Below are 18,917 nucleotides of genomic sequence, written 5' to 3' on the forward strand. Positions count from 1 at the left end.
TTATATACTTTCCAATAGTTTGATAAATGCCTTCACATTCGACTCAGGATTAAAATGTTGCTCAGCAAACTTACGCATCTCATGACCATTTTTTAATCGGTAGGATTCATTATCCACCAATTTCTTCAACTCATCGTAGATCGTGTCCACATCAGCCTCGATTACGGGTAGAGACGAATACTCTTTAAAAATCGATAAGAATCGAGACTTCCATGACTCTCTAAGATAGCAAATAACCGGTTTCCCTAACGCTGCACACTCTATCAGAGTAGACCCCCACCAGCCATAACGAAGCTGGTCTACCACGATATCAGCTTGAGCTTGGTAATATCTCATGTCCCGAGAACGTACATTATCCACGAAATAATAATCGACATTGTAGCCCTCCGCTTTGAGGCGATCGACTGCCTCAAAAACAAATGGAGATCCTTTAATATCCCGCTGTTTCCATGTTCGTCCAGATGCGGCCAAATTTGAGGAGTGCATAATTCTGAGGGCATTTGTCTCAGGCAGCACATGCTCTGGAGGTACTTCCATATCAGGGCACCAAAGGTCGAGATCTATGACCTTATACTTCATATGGGATGCGACATAAACCGTCGGATCTAAAGTACCAAACCCCACTCTGGCATCAAAATAGCGCCGCAATCTCGAAAAATTAAGCTTATTCTTGTTATCATCACAGCGGTCGTATGCACCACAATTCCCACACACTTGGCCGTTATCGAATTTCATAACCTCTTCTTTTAACGCCTCGTCATGACACCCGGGCGGAACGTAGATTAATCGGATACCGAAGAATCTTGCTATTGCTAACTCGACTGAAAAATCGCGACCAAATATTCTAGTCAGACCGAACTTAGTTTCAAAATAGGAATTTACTGGTGGACGGCCGTAATACACGTGGTACTTATATCTTGTAGCCTTAAGCAACCACCAAAGGATGGCTACAATATTGTTCATGTACCTAAGGTAACGATACTTTTGTATAGAATAACTATGTGGTGCAGTGATTACATCATCTCGGTAAAGTAATTTACGCGGATATAATGGATCTACAAAAACATCTGCCTTCCAGCCACGCTTACGTAGTTCATCCCTATAAATAAAACTGCAATGATAATCCGGGCGTACAAAAAGAAGGCTTTGCCTTTTATGTTTTTTTGAAAAACGATGCAACACTGTCACGTTCACCCTTATAAAGAAAAACCTTCCAAACAACACTGCCATATAACAAAACTACAAAAATACCGCTTGCGATTTTTGTCATGAAATCACTTACCGAAGCTTGTAGTGCAACAATCCCCAAAACGAGCATTATAAAAAATAGAAAAATTATAAATAAATCACCCGACAGCGGCACCTTAAGATATTTTCTAGAACTCAGCCAACCGGTAATAGGCAATGACAAGTAAGCAAAGAACGTGGCAAGCGCGGCCCCATAAATCCCATAAAATGGAATGAGGATAAAATTTAAACCCACATTAATTGCAGCAGCCAACCATTCGACGCGAGTAACGAGCCCCAAATTTCTACTGTAAAAGAGCCCTGGAATAACAATTAAATACATACCTTTAAACATATAGGAGAAGGCAACCAACCCTATGATAAGCCAAGCCTCATAAAACCGATCATTCAACAACACCTCTGCCACGATTGGTGCACCAATGAAGAATAGTAGAACAATACCCAAGAATAAAATTGAATAGTAGCGCAAAACATTCGAGAAAACTTGTGCGCCTTCTTCATGTCTGTTGATGTACTTCAGGTAAAAGGGTGGCCAAGCGGTAGAAAAAGCACTTACCGCAACCACGACCACCATTCCCAAACTATAACCAATAGAAAAAATACCCAGCTGCTCAAGCCCTGTGTAAACCCGGATAAGTAACCTATCAGAATAGTCTATACAGACAAAAGCGTAAGCGCCAAAAATTGATGGCCAACCAATCTTTATCATTTCCCGGGAAGCTTTTCCCGAAAACCCAAGACCTAATTCTCGAACTGCGAAGAACAACAGAATACACAGCCCAACCCCCGAAGCCACCGCAGTACCAATTACCACTCCGGACATACCGACACCAGAGACAACCACAAGATAGTAACTAACAGCGATGGAGAGCAGCGAGGTTGAGAGCGTAACGAAGGTGTACCTCCAAACCATCCTCTCGATTTGAAACCAGAGGAGTACGGCGTTACCACACACATTTAGCACAGAACCAGCAAACGAAATAATAACTAAATCTGCAAAATCTCCAGAGCCCGTTAGAATTTGACTTAGGAATGAACTCAACCCAGCAACTAGTAGCATCCAGAAACTAGCGCTGATAGCCATTGTAAAGATTGCACTCCAGACTACCCGGCCCCTGCCGGCCTGACTGGACTCGGCGTAGAGTAGCCCCATGGAATTTCCGATCCCTAGCGTCAGCACACTCCCTAGCGCAATCGTTAGTACAGAAACAGAAGCCAAGACGCCATAGTCTTCTGGTGAGAGTATCTCTGTAAAAATCGGAAGCAGAAAAATACCAATAAACTTCCTTACGGCCCCAGTAAGCCCGTACACCACCGAATTACCGGCTAGTTGCCGAAAGATCGACTCTGACACTAGGGATTCTCTATAAGGATCTTTCGCACGGCGTCAGGCCCTAAGTTCATTAGCGAATCTAGTATCGATAAGCCACCTATGAACTCTTCCGAGTGGCACTGTTGGTAGACGGGATGACTATAATTGTGATAGATCAATTGGATATTACTCTCTCTGAAAATCTCGGGTTCTAAATAACCATCTGACCCGGCGCCGCAAAGATAAGCATCGCCTCCAACTTTTGAGATAAGGTCTACTAATCTCTGCGTCGCTGTCGATTCGACACGATAAGCAGATGAACGAAGGAGTTGCGGGGCCGGTACCTCAATAAATTTAATAATTTCCTCGATCACCGATATATTGAAGTCTGCGACGTTTTCGCCAGCGGAACACAATACATTTTCAAAAAACGGTGCAACATCCGTGTAATACGGTGCACGCCCATATAAACCGGCAACAGTCTTACTCAATTTTTCTCGCCAAGGCTTGTCATTTGCTATATTCACTTCGGCTACCGTTTTGGTACCGCTGTAACTCCTTGAGATAGGCATGGTCACCCACTGCGGTTGGCCAGCAATCGGTAGTTTGACACGATTCGACCAAGAGCCACCCTTTTTAGGATATTGTGCATCATCTAAAAATATGAAGATGTCGGAATTGATAATTTTACTGAAGTAGCCAAGCCATGGAAAAAAATTAGGTTGATGAATAGAAACCTTAATCACTAATCTGACTCCCCAAGAAAAAACGGTAACCATGAAGCTCTATGTACAGATTTCTGTACCCCGGTACTGATGTCGCCCTAACAAGTAACTCAAGGTCACTCTTTGATATCCCCGCCTCTATTCGACAAATTTCATTGAACATCTTTCTAGTAGTTTTTACGCCGGACCAAACTTCACCATTAGGTTCGATATTTTGAAGGCCCAATTTGAGACGTTCAAATAATCTGGCCATTAAAATCCATGAAGCATCATTAGAAAGCGCTAGCAACTCAGTAGACCTGCATAACGGCGGTACATCGAAAATTTCCGTATCAATAATAGGACCCTCATCAACCGAACTAGTCATGAAGTGCATCGTTGCGCCATAGCGCTTAACTCGCTTCAGTACAGCAAAATGATGAGGATCTCTCCCCGGAAACTCCGGCGAAGCAGCATGAATATTGATTGCTGAAAGACCGTCCCGCTGCAAAATAGAACCTGGAACTATGACGCTCGTTCCGAATGACAAAAGAAGAACTGTGCCGTCCCCGTAAACCTCATTGAGTTCTTCCAGGCTTTGAACAACAGGCCCGTTTAGCTGGACACCCTTTGATTGGGCTATAGTCTTCGCACGAGAGCCATCCTGTTCCGTCATCAGTAGCACTGATTTAATCTGAATCAAACGACATCCCTCTCAATCATCCCCCGGAATCCACAATATGGAGAAACATATATTTAAAACCCAATTGATGCTTAAAGATCGTCGATGAGATCGTAATTTCGGTACTCCAAATTCCGAAAATAGTCGGCATACGGCGGAGTACAACCCAACTCAGTACAAAGCATACTGTCGACGGATAGAGTTGAAGGCGAAAAGTCACTCTTTACAAACAAGCCATCTTGGCCTTTGTAACGCCTTGGCAGCCTCTCCAAAATCGGGTGAATTTCAATTTCATTCAGTTGTGCTGCGGTCATATGGGATAACTGTTCAGCGCTAATCGGCACACCAGCATATGTCGGCCACATACCATACCACGGATCGATAAGCGCCCAAGACTCTATGTCATCTATCCAGACTTCAGCCGTAGAATGGCCGTACGAGATAAGATCTGGCAGCCTTGGAGAATAATTCGTAGCCTCGACTAAACGAACCCGTACCTCCGTAGATTGTGCTACAGCATGAACAAATAAGTCTCGAAACCCAGCACACTGCAGCGAGAACCGTCCTTTCCGAATTGTCTCAAGCTTCCGTTGGATATCCTGTGCTAAAAACTCTCGATAGCTGAGATTCGAAGGCCCCTGCAACACGGGAAGCCCCCATAATTTTCCGATGACTCCTGCCGAAATGTTTAAATCGGGATAGTCAGAAATATTATATTGTGAGAAAGGCATAGCGCCATCACTTTCGACCAAAAAGAGATCTTCCCCTTTCTTAACTTAGCCGGCAAGGCCCAATGTGTGTCGCCCCAAGATCGAGTATCCACCACTACGCTTAAAGTTAAACTTTTTTAACAACCAAGTCTCTGACTGCCGAACTACTTCAAAATAACCGTGAGAGAACAATACAAAAATTGAGTATTCTTGATTTTCTACTTCGTGGTTCAGATGAATCAAGAGCTTATGATGATTCAAATCAAAACACTCGGCACCTTCTCGCAACTCAATTAAACTTATCTTTAACGGGACATGACCAAAGCGCTTTATACAATATTCTTCTATATCGACATTAAATTCAAATTCCATTAAGTCGTCATATTGTTTGTAAAGATCAATCTTTAGATCTTTTTCAACAAAAACAAAGATACCTAAAGCAAGCAGACCAACCAAAGCAGCGCCGACTAGAAAACTCCAAAAATCTGGTTTTTTTATAGAGCGAAGTGTAGCTCTCATGTTTCGGCAGACACAAGTTTTTGATTAAGGCTAAAATTCAAAGCACAATATTTAATCAAGATAGACCAAGTTTTCATTCATACAGGATCAGAAGTTATCACTTGATATTTTTACGACCGAATCTAATCAGCATCCCGTCATACTTTACCAAATTAGAATTAGCTCTCCCCTCAGCACACCTTGATACGCGAGCCCTAGGGGAGAGAGGTACTTCTTGCCACCAAACTGGATGCGTTAGGACATGCAGATAAGGATTTTCCTCTGAGTTCAAAACATCCTCTAGGCGATCAAAACGCCAGTAACCGTTGCTATCACTACAGTACTTGTATCTGTTCCTGTAAAACTCAGAGTAGGCATTCACCATTCCTCCAAGGGTATGGCTCGTCAACTGTAATAAATCCTGAGTAGGATTATGGAACGATACCGCCTCAACTGACTCGCCCACGATGTCAGCGACAATCCCTCCTTCCCACCGCAGCATTTCCACCATCTGATTATAGTCTTTAATGTCGTAGACTGTGGGGTCGAAATGCAAACCGATCTTGTGCCCGTTACTCGCAATTTGTTTGGCAATCTTTCGGATATCCGCCTCGTGTAGATTGTAAAATTCTGAGGTTAACATAAGAAAAAATGTGGACGAACAACCCCGCTCTGCCTCTAATTGAGCTAGCCGGAGAGCTCTATGCATCGAAAAATCGACATCGTGCCTCCAAATGACGTGAGGTCCGCTTTTACGGCATTCCTCATTGGAGAAACTTTCAAAGGAGTACATCGTACGAGCCCGATCTAGAATCCTGCTGTAGGACTCAACCGTAAAATCTGAAAACTGTTCACGATACATTCTGTAAACTCTGTAATAATCCGATAAAGCAACGTAAAAAACTATAATTTTTTAAAAGAGGATTTATTGATACCACCTCGCTAGGATTAGTATTAATTCCGAAGTTAAGTTTCGACGGGCATTAAGAAACTAAAAAACTACTAAAGAAGTATGTTTTTCACCATCGACTTCAATTATCTCTAATTTTAATGAACCATCTGCACAGCCAACATAAGAGAAACCGCAGCAATAACCGATCGCTCCTGGCTTTAATGAAAGCTTTCCAATACTAGCTTTCCAAACGGTCACCTTCTTTTCCCCGAAATAGAAAAAAGCTCCTGGATAGGGTTGAGTTTGCGCCCGTATGAATCTATCAATTTCTTCTGCGCTTTTATCCCATTCTATTAAACCATCTCTTGGGCTGCGTTGGGGAAAAGTACTTCTCTCGCTTTCGTCTTGGATATAATAACTAGCGCTACCGTCGGCAAGTGTGGGTAAAACTCGCCGTAACAGCTCTACTCCTAGCATTTCAACCCGTTTGTATAGAGTTGCTATAGTATCGTCATCTCGGATCTCAACCTCTTCCTTCCCATATATAGCACCGGAATCGACACCATCATCCATCTGAAAAAGTGATATTCCGGTCTTTTTCTCCCCGTTTATCATCGCCCAGACTAAGGGAGCGCCTCCGCTATATTTGGGAAGCAACGACGCGTGCAACCCATACGCCGGAGCAATCAACCTCCATGAACGCGGTATCATATGGTACCAACCACTCACCAAGAAGCAATCTGGATTTATCTCTCTCACGATTTCCAATAGATCGCTGTCGTTCATCTTATCCTTTAACGTTAGAACTGGTCCATTTATCTTGTAGCTGTAGTGTTTAAAATCAAAATGATTATAATTTCGAACGCCATTAGCACTGTAAGATATATTGAAATTCTCTTTCGCAGTTAATAAACCAACCACCTCTACGTCGTTTAATGAGAGACACGTTTCTAAACACTTAGCACCAAATTTGCTAGCACCTATAAAAAACACCTTCAGCGCCATTTATTTAGATACTCTTCGATATTCAATAATGACCAGACAAGCAACCTTTTATTTTCGCGGCCTGATAGATGCCTTTCTACTATCTCAAAAACAGCACCCGCATCTAAATAATCATAAATCTTTGCTTTACTTGAAAAGAGCTTCTCTACCACGAAATCTATACTCTCTCCTTTAAACCAACTAGCATCAGGCGCCGAAAAACCCTGCTTTTGAGCTGAGTGAACATTTTCTGGAATATATTTTCGCATGACATTTCTAAGAATCTGCTTTCCGTCTTTAGTTTTCTGAAAATATTCTCCGGTTTTATTACCAGGCTCGTTCTCATTCAGCCGTATAACACTAGCAAGGTTATTCAATTTTAAGCCAACCGGACACTTCATTGAGAAATCTACCAAATCATTATCAAGAAACGGCACCCTGCTTTCTAAGCTATGAGCCATACTCAACTTATCTTCAACAACCAGCAAGCCATGTAGAAACGTCTTTGCCTCAAAGTAAAGTGAATGATTGACGTAATCTTCTGGTTTACTGAGGCTGTTAGCGTGATGTTTGAAAACATCGCGGAAAATATCTCGGGTCCATACCCCCTTAACATCACCCCATATAGGAGAAAAAGCCTTCTTGATTTCGCTATTGGGTATCAAACGCTGCCAAAACTGATAGTATTTATCTACATAATGTTCAAAGTCTTCATTAACAACTGCACGGTAGTATCGCCATGGATAGCCACCGAACAATTCATCCCCCCCTGCACCGGACAAAACCACTTTAACGAATTTTGAAGCTAGTTTGGCAGCGTAATAATTGGGGTAACTTTGCCCAACACGAGGCTCCTCTAGATAATACGCTAGCGCTGGTAGCGCACGTTCCATATCTCCACTTTTCAATACCATTTCATAGTGTTCGGTCTTGAAAAAATAAGACATGTATTCAGCCTTTGTTCTCTCGTCGAAGGCGAGCTCTAGTCCGGATGCCGAGTTTAGGTCAAAGCCACAAGTAAAGGTCTTCATGTAGGGATAGGATTGAGACGCTATTGCTGTTATGGATCCCGAATCCATGCCGCCACTGAGGTATGCACCAAGCTCAACATCGGTCACTAATTGTCGGTTAACGGCTTGTTTGAATAGACGATCCAGCTCTTCCCGATACTCTTCATCCGAAGCTTTCTCTGTTGGCTCCTGAAAATTAAAGTCCCAATACTCTGCAAGTTGCAGAGTAGGTTTGACTTTTTTTAGATCTAAGGTTGCATAGTGGCCTGCTTGAAGTAGCTTTATGTCTTCAACCAGTGTTTTGTCGGTAAAGATATTTTGAAAAGTGAAATATTCGAGCAACGCGGCTTTATCAAGTTCCCTTGTGAAGTCAGGCATCGCTAGGATTGCTTTTTGCTCCGAACCAAAAACTAACCTGTTACCCTGCATCGAATAGTAGAGCGGCTTAATCCCGTATCGATCCCGCGCCAAGAGCATTTTCTGCTCTTGTCTATCCCAAAGCGCAAGGGCAAACATCCCATTGAAGCGAAGTAGCGCCTTTACCCCCCAGGCAATTAAACTGTTTAGGACGACTTCTGTATCTGTTTGCGAATGAAACTGAAACCCGAGTGCTTCTAGCTCAACTCTCAGTTCACGGAAGTTGTAAACCTCGCCGTTGTAACTCAAAACATAGCGCTGATTTTTCGACGCCATTGGTTGATGACCAGCTGGGCTTAAATCTAGAATCGCTAACCGTCGATGACCTAGTCCAACATTCCTTTCTATCCATTGCCCTTCGCCATCCGGTCCGCGGTGTTTAATCGCATCGGTCATGCGCTTCAGTATTACAGGAGATACTGAACGTTGCTTCAGATCGACTATCCCAGCTATACCACACATTAATTGAAGCTTTCCCTAACCTGAGCGATAACGTAGTCCTGCTCTTCGTCTGTCATACCATGAAACAGGGGTAGAGATATGCTGCAGTCATTTGCGAGCGCTGCATTCGGAAAACTCTCCGTATCTAGACAGTATTTTTCTTTGTAAAACTTGAGCATATGAACGGCGTGGGTAGCCGGTCGCGTAGAGATACCCTTCTGCTGTAAACGATCCATCCAATCGTTACGCAGTTCATTTATCTCCCTTCTATTACTGAGGCTTATGTCTTTAGGAGCAAATAAACATGGATAGCTCTGATAACCATGGATGTAGCCATCTTCTACTTTTGGAATTTGCAGCCAAGCAAGGTCAGCAAACGCGTTATCATATCGCTTGGCAAGCCTACGACGCTCTGATGTGATTTGATCCGCACGCTCCATTTGGGCAGAACCTAGTGCGCCTTGGATGTCGGTCATCCTCTGGTTGTAACCTGCATCAGGATGATCGGCCAAGAGATAAGGCTTTGCGCCTAAATGACGTTGCAAATCGGTCATTTCGGCACCATGATCTCTGAGACGACGGATCTTTAACGCAAGTTCGTCATCATCCGTGGTTATCATCCCACCTTCACCCGTGGTAATAGCTTTCCGCGGATGAAAACTGAACGCCCCGGCATTACCCAAGGTCCCTACATGCTGCCCTTTGTAGTAACTACCAAAACCACAGGCTGCATCTTCTACCACAAAAAGGTTATGCTTTTTGGCAACAGCATTTATTGCATCCATGTCGGCAGCCAACCCGAAAAGATGGACAGGAAGAATCGCCTTAGTGTTTTCTGTGATTAGCTCTTCAATCTTAGAGGCGTCAATATTGAACGTTTCAAGATCGATATCACAGAAGACAACCTTCCCACCCAGGTGTTCTACTACGTTCGCTGTTGCTATCCAGGTAAAAGCTGGAACGATTGCCTCGTCACCAGGCCCGAAACCAGAAGCGGCGAGTGAGAGGTGCAACCCTGTTGTACAGGATGTAACGGCTATAGAATGTTTAGCGCCAGTAAAGCTCGACCACTTATCCTCAAATTCTTTCGTTTTGGGGCCCTGAACCAACCAACCACTCTTTAGAGGCTCCAAAACACTTTGAATTTCTTCTTCCGTTAGATTAGTTCTAGCAATAGGGATGTTGCGAGTATGAGTCATTATTAGGCACCGAACGTCTCGCGCCAGTCTATAAGCTTCAATAGCCCATCGCGCAGAGAGTATTTGTAGTCAAACTTGAGATCCCGCGATGCCTTTTTCGGACATCCGATGCGGTTCTGCACCATCCTACGCGCATCGTCGGCGCTGTAAGGTTTGTAGGTAACCTCTAGGTCAGATTGCTTGAGCTCAAGAATCAGTTCGCACAGCTCTTTGATACTTGTCTGAATACCTGATCCTACGTTGTAGAACTCATCAGTGGTTTCAGCCTGTAGTGCCAAAACGTTACACCGCGCCACATCTTCAACATAGATAAAATCGTACGCCTGCGTGCCGTCGCCATTTATGACCGGCGCCTCGCTAGCATCAATTTTATTGAGCATAATTGGCACTACACCTGTGTAGGCAGCTGTCTGATCCTGGTGTGGTCCGTAAACGTTCATGTAACGCAGACCGACGTAGTCAAGTCCGTAGCGGTCGTAAAAAGCGCGGCACATCGCTTCACAAGCGATCTTAGAAGCACCATAAAAATTACGATTATTAAATGGGTGTTCTTCCGTCATCGGGACTTCTACAGCGTCGCCGTATACTGATGCTGATGAAGAGTAAACTAGGCGCTTTACATTGTTATTTACGCACGCTTCCAGAACGTTGAACGTCCCCTGAATGTTTACATCGAAGGCGGTACGTGGGTAATCCTTACAATGCAGTAGCCACATTGCAGCCAAATGCACTACAGCATCACAACCTTGCATCGCTGCATTTAGTAGATCCGTTTCTCGCAAATCAGCTTGAAAGAGCGAGCAACGCGGGTCCTTTAGCTGTTCGTTTAGATACGCAGCGTCACCACGTGCAAAATTATCGTAGACTACTACTTCTCCAACCTCAGATTTTAGTAGTTCCGAAACAACAAAGCTGCCAATAAATCCCGCACCCCCTGTAACCAAAACTTTTTTCCCAGCGATATTCATATTTCTAACCCTTAATTGGTAGTTAATACTCAGAGTTGTGACATCATCTTTTGATGTTTTTCTATTCTAGAAGCGATTAACTCCCGGTTTTCAATCGTCCATGCAACCGTCTTCTCTACACCTTCTCGGATAGACACCTGCGACTCGAATCCGAGTTCTTCCTTTGCCTTGCGAGTAGATGCAAAACGCTTTCCTGAGCGGTCCCAGTCGCGCGCGGGCTTCAAATCCAGCGGGGCTGTATTATTAGTGAACTCGTTTATTAGCTCAGCAAGCTCTAAAATCGAAGTTTCGTTTCCGGTAGCTAGGTTGTATACGCCCGATACAGCCCCCTTCAATGCGCAAGCCATCAAACCTCGAGCCATGTCCTCCACGAAAATAAAATCGCGGCTAGCATTTCCTCCGTTATCTAACGGTAAAGACTCGCCATTCAAAGCTCGCCAAATAAATGTCGGTGTCACATTACGCCAAACCGTATGCTGAGTACCCCGCCACTGGCCCGCTCCAAGAATTTCACGCGGACCATACACGTTCGAAAAACGTGCTTTAACGAAAGGCAGCCCATGCTGTTGGTGGTAATAGTTGCCGTAAAGCTCACCAATAATTTTAGAAATTGAGTATGGGCTATCGTGGTAAAGAGTTACTGGTTGCTCTTCCGTCGTTGCGGTGGGTTCGTCGTAAGTTTTCTCGGCAACCGCACAGGCCGCCGCGGCGTAGACAACTTTTTTTAAGCTCTTAATTTCTTTAAGGCGTTCGAACAACTTAAGTGACGTTAACGTATTGTTTTCGTGATCGGCCATTGGATCAGCAATAGAGGACTGATTACCGTGGTAACAGGCGAGGTGAAATGCAAAGTCTAGATCTTCCGGCAATTCAGCTAGAATCTTATCGTTGGTTATCGAACCAAAAATAAACTTCACTCGTTTGTCACTCGGGATATTTGCAGCGTCCGAAGAGATAAGATTATCGACGATGATAATCTGCTCTGGATTCTCCTCTAGTAGTTTATGGACCAAGTTACTACCGACAAATCCGGCACCGCCCACGACTAGAATTTTTGCGTTGTTAAATGACAAATCCAATTTATACCTCTCTTCTTTCCCTACCACTGCAGTCAGGCTTTCATTCTGCTGCTGGTTTCAAATGGGAGTAAACATCGTTAACGCCGTACTCATCATACCAACGCAATTGCCGAGTGATAATCGACTCAAATCCATGTTTTGGCTTCCAGCCAAATACTGCCTCGGTATGGCTAGAATCCAGAACTACCGCAGGAACGTCATCATCTCCAACAGGTACGATCGGTACCTCAGGAGCTGGGATACCATGATGCTTTGCTACTAGATCAAAAATCTCTTTAATCGAGTTACTTTCGCCTGTAGATACGTTGAATATCCCAGTGGGCGCTCCATCGACTATCACCAGGTCCATAAACTCGAGGAAATCTTGCATATCCAAGAAATCACGTTGACTATCTGAGCAGAAGCAACCCTGCCCTGCTTTCAAGCGCTTGTAAAAAGTCGGAATTGGACCTATCGCTAATCGAGGGCCGGTTATATTTGCCAATCGCAGAGAGACAACTGGAACATCGGCAAGCAACACATACTGTTCCCCTGCTGTTTTGGATATGCCATAACTAGTGAATGGTGCAACTGGATGGTTAATGGGTATCGGAAGTTTGGATGGCCGTCCGTAGCACAGAGCAGTTTGGAAGTTGATCAACCGCTTGACTTGGTGCCTTTCGCTGGCCCTAACAATCACGCCGGAGCCGACAACGTTTACCGCTGCGTCAGTCTTCCAGTCATTCGGGTCCTTGTAAGACGCTGCAGCGTGAATAACCACTTCCGGCTTGAAAGTTGAAAAGCAAGCCTCGACGAACGACTCGTCTTCGATAGTCCCCTCACACACCTGCAAGCCATCTACAGTCGGTACGACCTCTCGCTTACCTGTAACAAAATTATCAATAGCTAATATTTCGTGGCCACGCGGTAGCCAGTACTCTATCAAGTTCGAGCCCAAGCACCCCGCACCACCTGTAATTAATATACGCACGCTTAGCCTCTACTTCTTTTTATCTTCTAGTCTTAAGTGTGTGTACTCACCCAACGTACCGTACTCTTTGTAATAGTTAATTGCTTCTCTTACCGTTGTCTCTAGGGGTGTAAACTCTAACTGACCAAAATCTTCAAAGGTTCTGGTGGGATCAAGTAAGATGGAAAAAACGTCATCGGGTCCGAGCGCCTTTACTTCGGCAACTGGGCTTTCGGGTAAATCCATAGCGTTAACCACTGCGTCATATAGCTCTTGAATGGCCACGTCTTTACCAGACGAAAAGTGGTACGCACCATGCCCTACTCCGTCACACGCGCTCAGCACCACACGAGCCAAATCTTTTACGAAAACAAAGTCGCGACGTGCTTCCGTTACGAAGCACAGCTTTCCATCCTTCAGTCGTTGATAGAAAATCGGAAGAGGGCCCGCCACATTACGCGGCCCAACAACGTTGGCAAGCCGGAATGTAACGTAGTCTAAGCCTGACAGTTCGAGATAAAATTCGTTGGTAGTTTTTGAAATCGCGTAGCTACTGCTGCCGGGTAAACGCGGGTGATCTAACCTTACCGGCTGCTGACTTGGCTTTAGTCCATAACACAGCGCTGTTTGGAAATAGACAAAGCGTTTAACACCTGTTCGTTTAGCTGCATCAATTATATTTGACCCACCCACGCAGTTCGTAAGCGTATCGTTATACCAATCATCAGGATCTTTATATGAAGCGGCAGTGTGTACCACGGCATGTGGCTGGAATGAGTCGAATAGATCGTCAACTACACCTTTATCAGCGATTGTGTCAATTACGATCTGTAGGCGTTCATGTTCGGCGAGATGTTCTCTACGGCCGGTCGCCAGGTTATCAATAACCAACACCTCATCGCCGCGTTCAAGCAGCATTTCAGCGACGTGCGAGCCAATTTGTCCGAGACCACCTGTAACTAATACTTTCATAACGCCTCTAACTACCCTCTTTGGAATTTAAAAAGTTGATCATGTGTTGAGCTATTGCTTTTGATGCCTGACCATCGCCGTATGGTTTCGCTGCCCAACGAGAGCTTTCGCTTGATTGAGAGCTTTCGAATGCCGATAAAATTTTTCCAGCATCTGCTCCGGTTAAGGTGTTAGCACCTAGCGCCACCGTCTCTATCCATTCTGTTTCGTCACGCATAGTTATACACGGCACGCCGCAGAAAAAAGCTTCTTTCTGAACTCCCCCAGAATCGGTAACTATAGCTGTCGCCCCTTGCTCTAGTGCAATCATGTCTAGATAAGGAAGCGGATCTAATAGCACGATTTTGGCCAGTAAGTTTGAAAGCTCATAGTTCTCTATTAGCTTTTTCGTTCTGGGATGTAACGGTAAAACGACCGGATACTGCTCTGCTATCGCTGCCAGTCCGCGGAGTATTTCAGATAGACGCTCAAATGAATCAGTGTTTTCAGCTCTATGACAAGTTGCTAAAACGTACTTCGTGCCTGACAGATCTAGTTCACCGATTAATCTACTCTTTTCCTTTGCAAGATCTTGATAAAAGAGCGCCACATCGAACATCACGTCACCGACAACACTCACGCCTTGGTTAATACCTTCTGCAGATAAATTTTCGGCTGCCGAGTCTGTAGGGCAGAACAACAATGAAGAAACTCGGTCCGATAGAATTCTGTTAACTTCTTCGGGCATTTTCATGTTAAACGACCTTAAGCCGGCTTCAACATGGAAGACAGGAACGTGGAGCTTCGAAGCAGCAAGTGCACCGGCTAAGGTAGAGTTTGTATCACCGTAAATAAGTATCGCATCTGGTTGCTCAGACAGGATCAGTTCTTCTATCTGCTCAAGCATGCGACCGGTCATTGCACCATGTGAGCTAGCTTTAACAGCTAAGTTAACCGCGGGGCGCGGAATTTCGAGTTCGTCGAAAAACACCTGGGACATATTTTCATCGTAGTGTTGTCCTGTATGCACAATCACTTCGTTCAATACCGTTGAAAACTCATCAAGTATTGCGCGTGAAACAGCAGCAGCTTTAATAAACTGAGGTCTGGCTCCGACTATTGTAAGAATTTTATACAAAGTGTATTTTACCCAATACGGTTAATTTTTCAAGAAAATGTGCTCTGCCAATGCAAGACTACTCGTTAAGCCCGGTGACTCTATTCCAAACAAGTTAACCAATCCGGGTAGTCCGTGCTCCCGGGCATCTTGGACGCAGAAATCAGGCTCGTCCGCTCTGCCTATTTTGGGCCGTATTCCCGCATAGTCCGGGCTCAGCCTTTTTGCATCGCAATTTGGCCAATATTCGCGTATTGCCCGTGCAAATTGTTCCTTGCGCGACTCATCAACCTCGTAACTAGGTTTATCAACCCACTGAACGTCTGGCCCGAATCGCGCTCGCCCTTGCAGATCAAGAGTGAGGTGAACGCCAAGGCCACCCGGCTCGGGTACTGGATAGATCAAACGAGCGAACGGGGACTTTCCGCTCAGCGAGAAATAGTTCCCTTTCGCAAATCCTTTTTTGGGTATATCTGGCACCTTTCCAGACCCAAGTAACGTTGCTAGTGCAGTCGATTCTAGTCCTGCTGCATTAACGATTGTCGGCGCACTAATTTTACAGTCAGAAACGCCACCGACTCCAAGGACCAACTTGCCGCCACTAAGCTCACCTTTTAATACTGGGCTTGCATAAACGACGGTTCCACCGGCATTCTCTAAATCGGCAAGCAGCGCAAGCATCAGCCCATGACTGTCAACGATACCGGTGGAAGGTGAATTTAAGACTCGTGTTGCCCGCAACTCTGGTTCGCGTTCTGCGACTTCCGCCGCATCAATCCAGCTAAGATCAAGGCATCCGTTAGCTATTGCAGTCTGCCTAATATGCTCTAACTTAGCCTCTTGGGTTTCGCCATTTGCTACTAACCATTTCCCAATTTTCTTATGAGCAATATCTCTGGACTGGCAGTAGTCGTACAACAAGTCTCTACCTAGGCGGCAAACCCGCGCTTTAAGCGACCCCGGGGGGTAATAAAGACCGGCATGAATTACTTCACTGTTGCGCGAGCTAACGCCCTGGCCGAACGAACTTTCAGCCTCAAGGACAATTGTTTCTCTGCCCTCTAATGCGAATTTACGCGCTACAGCCAAGCCAACAACACCTGCACCAATAACTATAACGTCAGTTTTTAACATCTAAGAAAGTTCGGCCGCTGTTTTAAGAGTTTCAACAACAAGGCTCTGATCACTCTGTGACAGATATGGACTCATAGGCAAACTAAAAACAGACTCGGCAAGCTGATCACCAACCGGAAGATCTACGTTCAAATCTTCAACCGCTGGCTGTTTATTTAGCGGTATAGGATAGTGCACCGCTGTTGGTATACCCCGATCTTTCAGCAACTCCAGTACTTGCTTTCGATTTGTGCTAGTCAATGTAAACTGAGCCCACGCACTTTGGTTATGCGCCTCTACAAACGGCAATCCAAAAGCATTCGCTGACTGCAGCGACGTTTCGTAGGCTTGAGCTACCTTCTGGCGCTGATTAATCTCATCAGCGAAGATAGCAAGTTTAGGCAGAAGAATAGACGCCTGTAGTGTATCTAACCGGCTGTTCACACCCACTCGAATGTGGTGATACCTGCGATCTTGTCCATGGCGTGCGATCTGTCTGATTACTTTGGCAAGCTCCTCATCACTGGTAAATATCGCACCACCGTCACCGTAACAGCCTAAGGGCTTGCTAGGGAAAAAGCTTGTCGTTGCAATAGTGCTGAGGTTGCAAGACTTTCTGCCTTTGTACGTTGCACCAAAACTCTGCGCAGCATCTTCAATAACGGGGATGCCATACTTACTTGCAATTGCGTTAATGGCGTCAAAGTCTGCGCATTGTCCATAGAGTGAAACAGGAATGATAGCCTTGGTTCTGGGGGTAATTGCTTCCTCGAGTTTGGTGGGATCTAGATTGTACGTTTTGGGATCAACGTCTACGTACACTGGCTTTGCACCCAATACCGCAACGGTCTCAGCCGTCGCTATATAGGTAAATCCCGGTGTAATAACCTCATCACCCGACCCGACACCCAATGCCATTTGTGCAATTTGCAGCGCATCTGTACCGTTGGCACAGGTGATACAGTATTTTGCACCCGTGTACTCTACTAGCTTCTCTTCAAGCTCATGTACTTCAGGCCCTAATATGTATTGCCCATGCTGCAAGACACGTTGAATGCCTGCATCAATTTTATCTTTTATCAGCGCCTGCTGAGCGGCCAAATCGATAAACTGCATTTACTCTACCTTTACTACAGCGCCGTTAAGTAGACGGTAAACTGCGCCTGTATGCTGGCACCGCACTTCTGACTCACCGTCCAACGGCAAATCGAGCTGTTCGCCATACTCACTCATCCACCCTATCTGTTTGGCGGGTACACCGACCATTAGAGCGTAGTCTGGAACATCTTTATTGATGACTGCGCCAGCACCGATGAACGAAAACTGCCCTACAGTGACACCACAGACGATCGTACAGTTCGCACCTAAAGTTGCTCCACGCTTCACAAGCGTATCGCGGTATTCAGATTTGCGTTCAATTAGTGAACGTGGGTTATATACATTGGTGAATACCATACTTGGGCCACAGAACACGCCCTCTTCAAGGTGCACATTGTCGTAAACAGAAACATTATTCTGTATTTTGCAGTTGTCACCAATCGTCACTTTATTGCCAACAAAGACATTCTGACCAAGGGATACACCCTTGCCTATCATTGCACCACCGCACACGTGCACGAAATGCCATACGCGGCTACCCTCACCAATTTGCGCACCGTCGTCTACGATGGCTGAGGGATGGACCGTATAACTCATTCTGCTATCACCTTATGGAGCAGCGGATGTGGATTATCAGGGTTCAGCGTCAAATTCGCAGACCGGATGCCCTCAACAGTCTCTATTGCGGCGCGGTTCTCCTCAACGCCATAGCCGTTACCGGCCAGGATGTTTTCATAGCTTTGGGTATGCAGATCTGTAAAACCGCCCGAGAACTCTAGCTCTTCATCCTCGATTGTAATGCTACGGTAAGTCAGTTTTTCGCCTTTCACGGCATTCTCAGGCAGATGATTCGCATCTATTGAGAGGAACCAGCGGACTCGTGCTTTGTCGTACTCTAGGTAACCGCTTGCAGTTTTATCATCACGGTAGTGCACTTCGTTTTTGCGAATATCGCCAAAAATAAAATGCAGCATATCGTAGAAATGCACACCGATATTGGTCGCTACCCCGCCCGACTTCTCATCAAACCCTTTCCAAGACTTCAGATACCACTTTCCGCGGGATGTGAGGTACGTCAGATGCACATCGAATATTTTATCTGGGGCCGACGCTTGGACTTTATCGCGCAAGGCGATGATAGAGGGGTGCAGCCGTAACTGCAGGATCGAGTTAACCTTGGCCCCATACTGAGCTTCGTATTTAGAGAGGAGATCTAACTCATCGGTATACAACACCAAGGGTTTCTCACAAATCACGTCAATGCCGTTCTTCAACGCGAACTTCATGTGTGGGGCGTGGAGATAGTTAGGTGAGCAGATAGCCACATAATCGAGTTTACGGCCCTGTAGCTTCTCGTCTTCAACAAAAGCTTCAAACTGTTCAAACTCGGTAAAGAACTCCGCATCAGGAAAGTGGCTATCCATAATACCCACAGAGTCATTAACATCCATGGCTACTACAAGGTCATTTCCTGTATCTTTAATGGCACGCAGATGTCTTGGGGCGATGTAACCGCCAGCACCAATAAGGGCGAATCTTTTCATT

General features: G+C 45.3%; 18 protein-coding genes. All 18 read right to left on the reverse strand.

Going from position 1 to position 18,917, the window contains the following annotated elements; genetic code table 11:
- Window positions 1-1,182, reverse strand: coding sequence for a glycosyltransferase (locus XMD530_RS01910; RefSeq protein WP_173506636.1), 1,182 nt, complete (start codon window positions 1,180-1,182; stop codon window positions 1-3).
- Window positions 1,154-2,602, reverse strand: a complete 1,449-nt coding sequence (locus tag XMD530_RS11485; protein WP_173506637.1) for an oligosaccharide flippase family protein — start codon at window positions 2,600-2,602, stop codon at window positions 1,154-1,156. Before XMD530_RS11485 ends, XMD530_RS01910 begins: the two co-directional genes overlap by 29 nt.
- Window positions 2,602-3,306: a WbqC family protein gene (locus tag XMD530_RS01920; RefSeq protein WP_173506638.1), complete on the reverse strand. Its 705-nt coding sequence runs from the start codon at window positions 3,304-3,306 to the stop codon at window positions 2,602-2,604. Before XMD530_RS01920 ends, XMD530_RS11485 begins: the two co-directional genes overlap by 1 nt.
- Window positions 3,299-3,967, reverse strand: a complete 669-nt coding sequence (locus XMD530_RS01925; protein WP_173506639.1) for a formyltransferase family protein — start codon at window positions 3,965-3,967, stop codon at window positions 3,299-3,301. Before XMD530_RS01925 ends, XMD530_RS01920 begins: the two co-directional genes overlap by 8 nt.
- Before the next feature lie 71 nt (window positions 3,968-4,038).
- Entirely contained in the window at window positions 4,039-4,311 is a 273-nt protein-coding gene (locus XMD530_RS01930) for a hypothetical protein (protein WP_173506640.1), read from the reverse strand.
- Window positions 4,312-4,722: 411 nt separating this feature from the next.
- Window positions 4,723-5,175, reverse strand: coding sequence for a hypothetical protein (locus XMD530_RS01935; protein WP_173506641.1), 453 nt, complete (start codon window positions 5,173-5,175; stop codon window positions 4,723-4,725).
- A gap of 970 nt (window positions 5,176-6,145) precedes the next feature.
- Entirely contained in the window at window positions 6,146-7,051 is a 906-nt protein-coding gene (locus tag XMD530_RS01940) for a methionyl-tRNA formyltransferase (RefSeq protein ID WP_173506642.1), read from the reverse strand.
- Window positions 7,042-8,919 (reverse strand): asparagine synthase (glutamine-hydrolyzing), encoded by a 1,878-nt coding sequence (gene asnB, locus XMD530_RS01945; RefSeq protein ID WP_173506643.1) that lies wholly within the window; start codon window positions 8,917-8,919, stop codon window positions 7,042-7,044. The genes XMD530_RS01940 and asnB overlap by 10 nt, the downstream gene beginning before the upstream one ends.
- Window positions 8,919-10,097, reverse strand: coding sequence for a DegT/DnrJ/EryC1/StrS aminotransferase family protein (locus XMD530_RS01950; RefSeq protein WP_173506644.1), 1,179 nt, complete (start codon window positions 10,095-10,097; stop codon window positions 8,919-8,921). Before XMD530_RS01950 ends, asnB begins: the two co-directional genes overlap by 1 nt.
- A gap of 2 nt (window positions 10,098-10,099) precedes the next feature.
- Window positions 10,100-11,065, reverse strand: a complete 966-nt coding sequence (locus tag XMD530_RS01955; protein ID WP_173506645.1) for an SDR family NAD(P)-dependent oxidoreductase — start codon at window positions 11,063-11,065, stop codon at window positions 10,100-10,102.
- 29 nt (window positions 11,066-11,094) lie between these two features.
- Window positions 11,095-12,144, reverse strand: a complete 1,050-nt coding sequence (locus tag XMD530_RS01960) for an NAD-dependent epimerase/dehydratase family protein (protein WP_173506646.1) — start codon at window positions 12,142-12,144, stop codon at window positions 11,095-11,097.
- A 40-nt stretch (window positions 12,145-12,184) separates the two neighbouring features.
- Window positions 12,185-13,114: an NAD-dependent epimerase/dehydratase family protein gene (locus tag XMD530_RS01965; RefSeq protein ID WP_173506647.1), complete on the reverse strand. Its 930-nt coding sequence runs from the start codon at window positions 13,112-13,114 to the stop codon at window positions 12,185-12,187.
- A gap of 9 nt (window positions 13,115-13,123) precedes the next feature.
- On the reverse strand, window positions 13,124-14,065 hold the full coding sequence (locus XMD530_RS01970) for an NAD-dependent epimerase/dehydratase family protein (RefSeq protein ID WP_173506648.1): 942 nt from the start codon (window positions 14,063-14,065) through the stop codon (window positions 13,124-13,126).
- A 7-nt stretch (window positions 14,066-14,072) separates the two neighbouring features.
- Window positions 14,073-15,182 carry a non-hydrolyzing UDP-N-acetylglucosamine 2-epimerase gene (wecB, locus tag XMD530_RS01975; protein ID WP_173506649.1) on the reverse strand — a complete coding sequence of 370 codons (1,110 nt, stop codon included), beginning with the start codon at window positions 15,180-15,182 and terminating at the stop codon, window positions 14,073-14,075.
- 21 nt (window positions 15,183-15,203) lie between these two features.
- Window positions 15,204-16,295, reverse strand: coding sequence for an NAD(P)/FAD-dependent oxidoreductase (locus tag XMD530_RS01980; RefSeq protein ID WP_173506650.1), 1,092 nt, complete (start codon window positions 16,293-16,295; stop codon window positions 15,204-15,206).
- Entirely contained in the window at window positions 16,296-17,390 is a 1,095-nt protein-coding gene (locus XMD530_RS01985; RefSeq protein WP_173506651.1) for a DegT/DnrJ/EryC1/StrS aminotransferase family protein, read from the reverse strand.
- Window positions 17,391-17,969 (reverse strand): acyltransferase, encoded by a 579-nt coding sequence (locus tag XMD530_RS01990; RefSeq protein WP_173506652.1) that lies wholly within the window; start codon window positions 17,967-17,969, stop codon window positions 17,391-17,393.
- Entirely contained in the window at window positions 17,966-18,916 is a 951-nt protein-coding gene (locus XMD530_RS01995; RefSeq protein WP_173506653.1) for a Gfo/Idh/MocA family protein, read from the reverse strand. The genes XMD530_RS01990 and XMD530_RS01995 overlap by 4 nt, the downstream gene beginning before the upstream one ends.
- Between the last annotated feature and the right edge of the window lies 1 nt (window position 18,917).

The sequence above is a fragment of the Marinobacterium sp. xm-d-530 genome (assembly GCF_013283365.1).
Taxonomy (GTDB): Bacteria; Pseudomonadota; Gammaproteobacteria; order Pseudomonadales; family Balneatricaceae; genus Marinobacterium_E.

Coding starts and splice junctions, on each gene's coding strand:
- XMD530_RS01930 (WP_173506640.1), bottom strand. CDS start 4,311: ATGTGGCCGACATATGCTGGTGTGCCGATTAGCGCTGAACAGTTATCC.
- XMD530_RS01935 (WP_173506641.1), bottom strand. CDS start 5,175: ATGAGAGCTACACTTCGCTCTATAAAAAAACCAGATTTTTGGAGTTTT.
- XMD530_RS01940 (WP_173506642.1), bottom strand. CDS start 7,051: ATGGCGCTGAAGGTGTTTTTTATAGGTGCTAGCAAATTTGGTGCTAAG.
- asnB (WP_173506643.1), bottom strand. CDS start 8,919: ATGTGTGGTATAGCTGGGATAGTCGATCTGAAGCAACGTTCAGTATCT.
- XMD530_RS01950 (WP_173506644.1), bottom strand. CDS start 10,097: ATGACTCATACTCGCAACATCCCTATTGCTAGAACTAATCTAACGGAA.
- XMD530_RS01955 (WP_173506645.1), bottom strand. CDS start 11,065: ATGAATATCGCTGGGAAAAAAGTTTTGGTTACAGGGGGTGCGGGATTT.
- XMD530_RS01970 (WP_173506648.1), bottom strand. CDS start 14,065: ATGAAAGTATTAGTTACAGGTGGTCTCGGACAAATTGGCTCGCACGTC.
- XMD530_RS01980 (WP_173506650.1), bottom strand. CDS start 16,295: ATGTTAAAAACTGACGTTATAGTTATTGGTGCAGGTGTTGTTGGCTTG.
- XMD530_RS01985 (WP_173506651.1), bottom strand. CDS start 17,390: ATGCAGTTTATCGATTTGGCCGCTCAGCAGGCGCTGATAAAAGATAAA.
- XMD530_RS01990 (WP_173506652.1), bottom strand. CDS start 17,969: ATGAGTTATACGGTCCATCCCTCAGCCATCGTAGACGACGGTGCGCAA.
- XMD530_RS01995 (WP_173506653.1), bottom strand. CDS start 18,916: ATGAAAAGATTCGCCCTTATTGGTGCTGGCGGTTACATCGCCCCAAGA.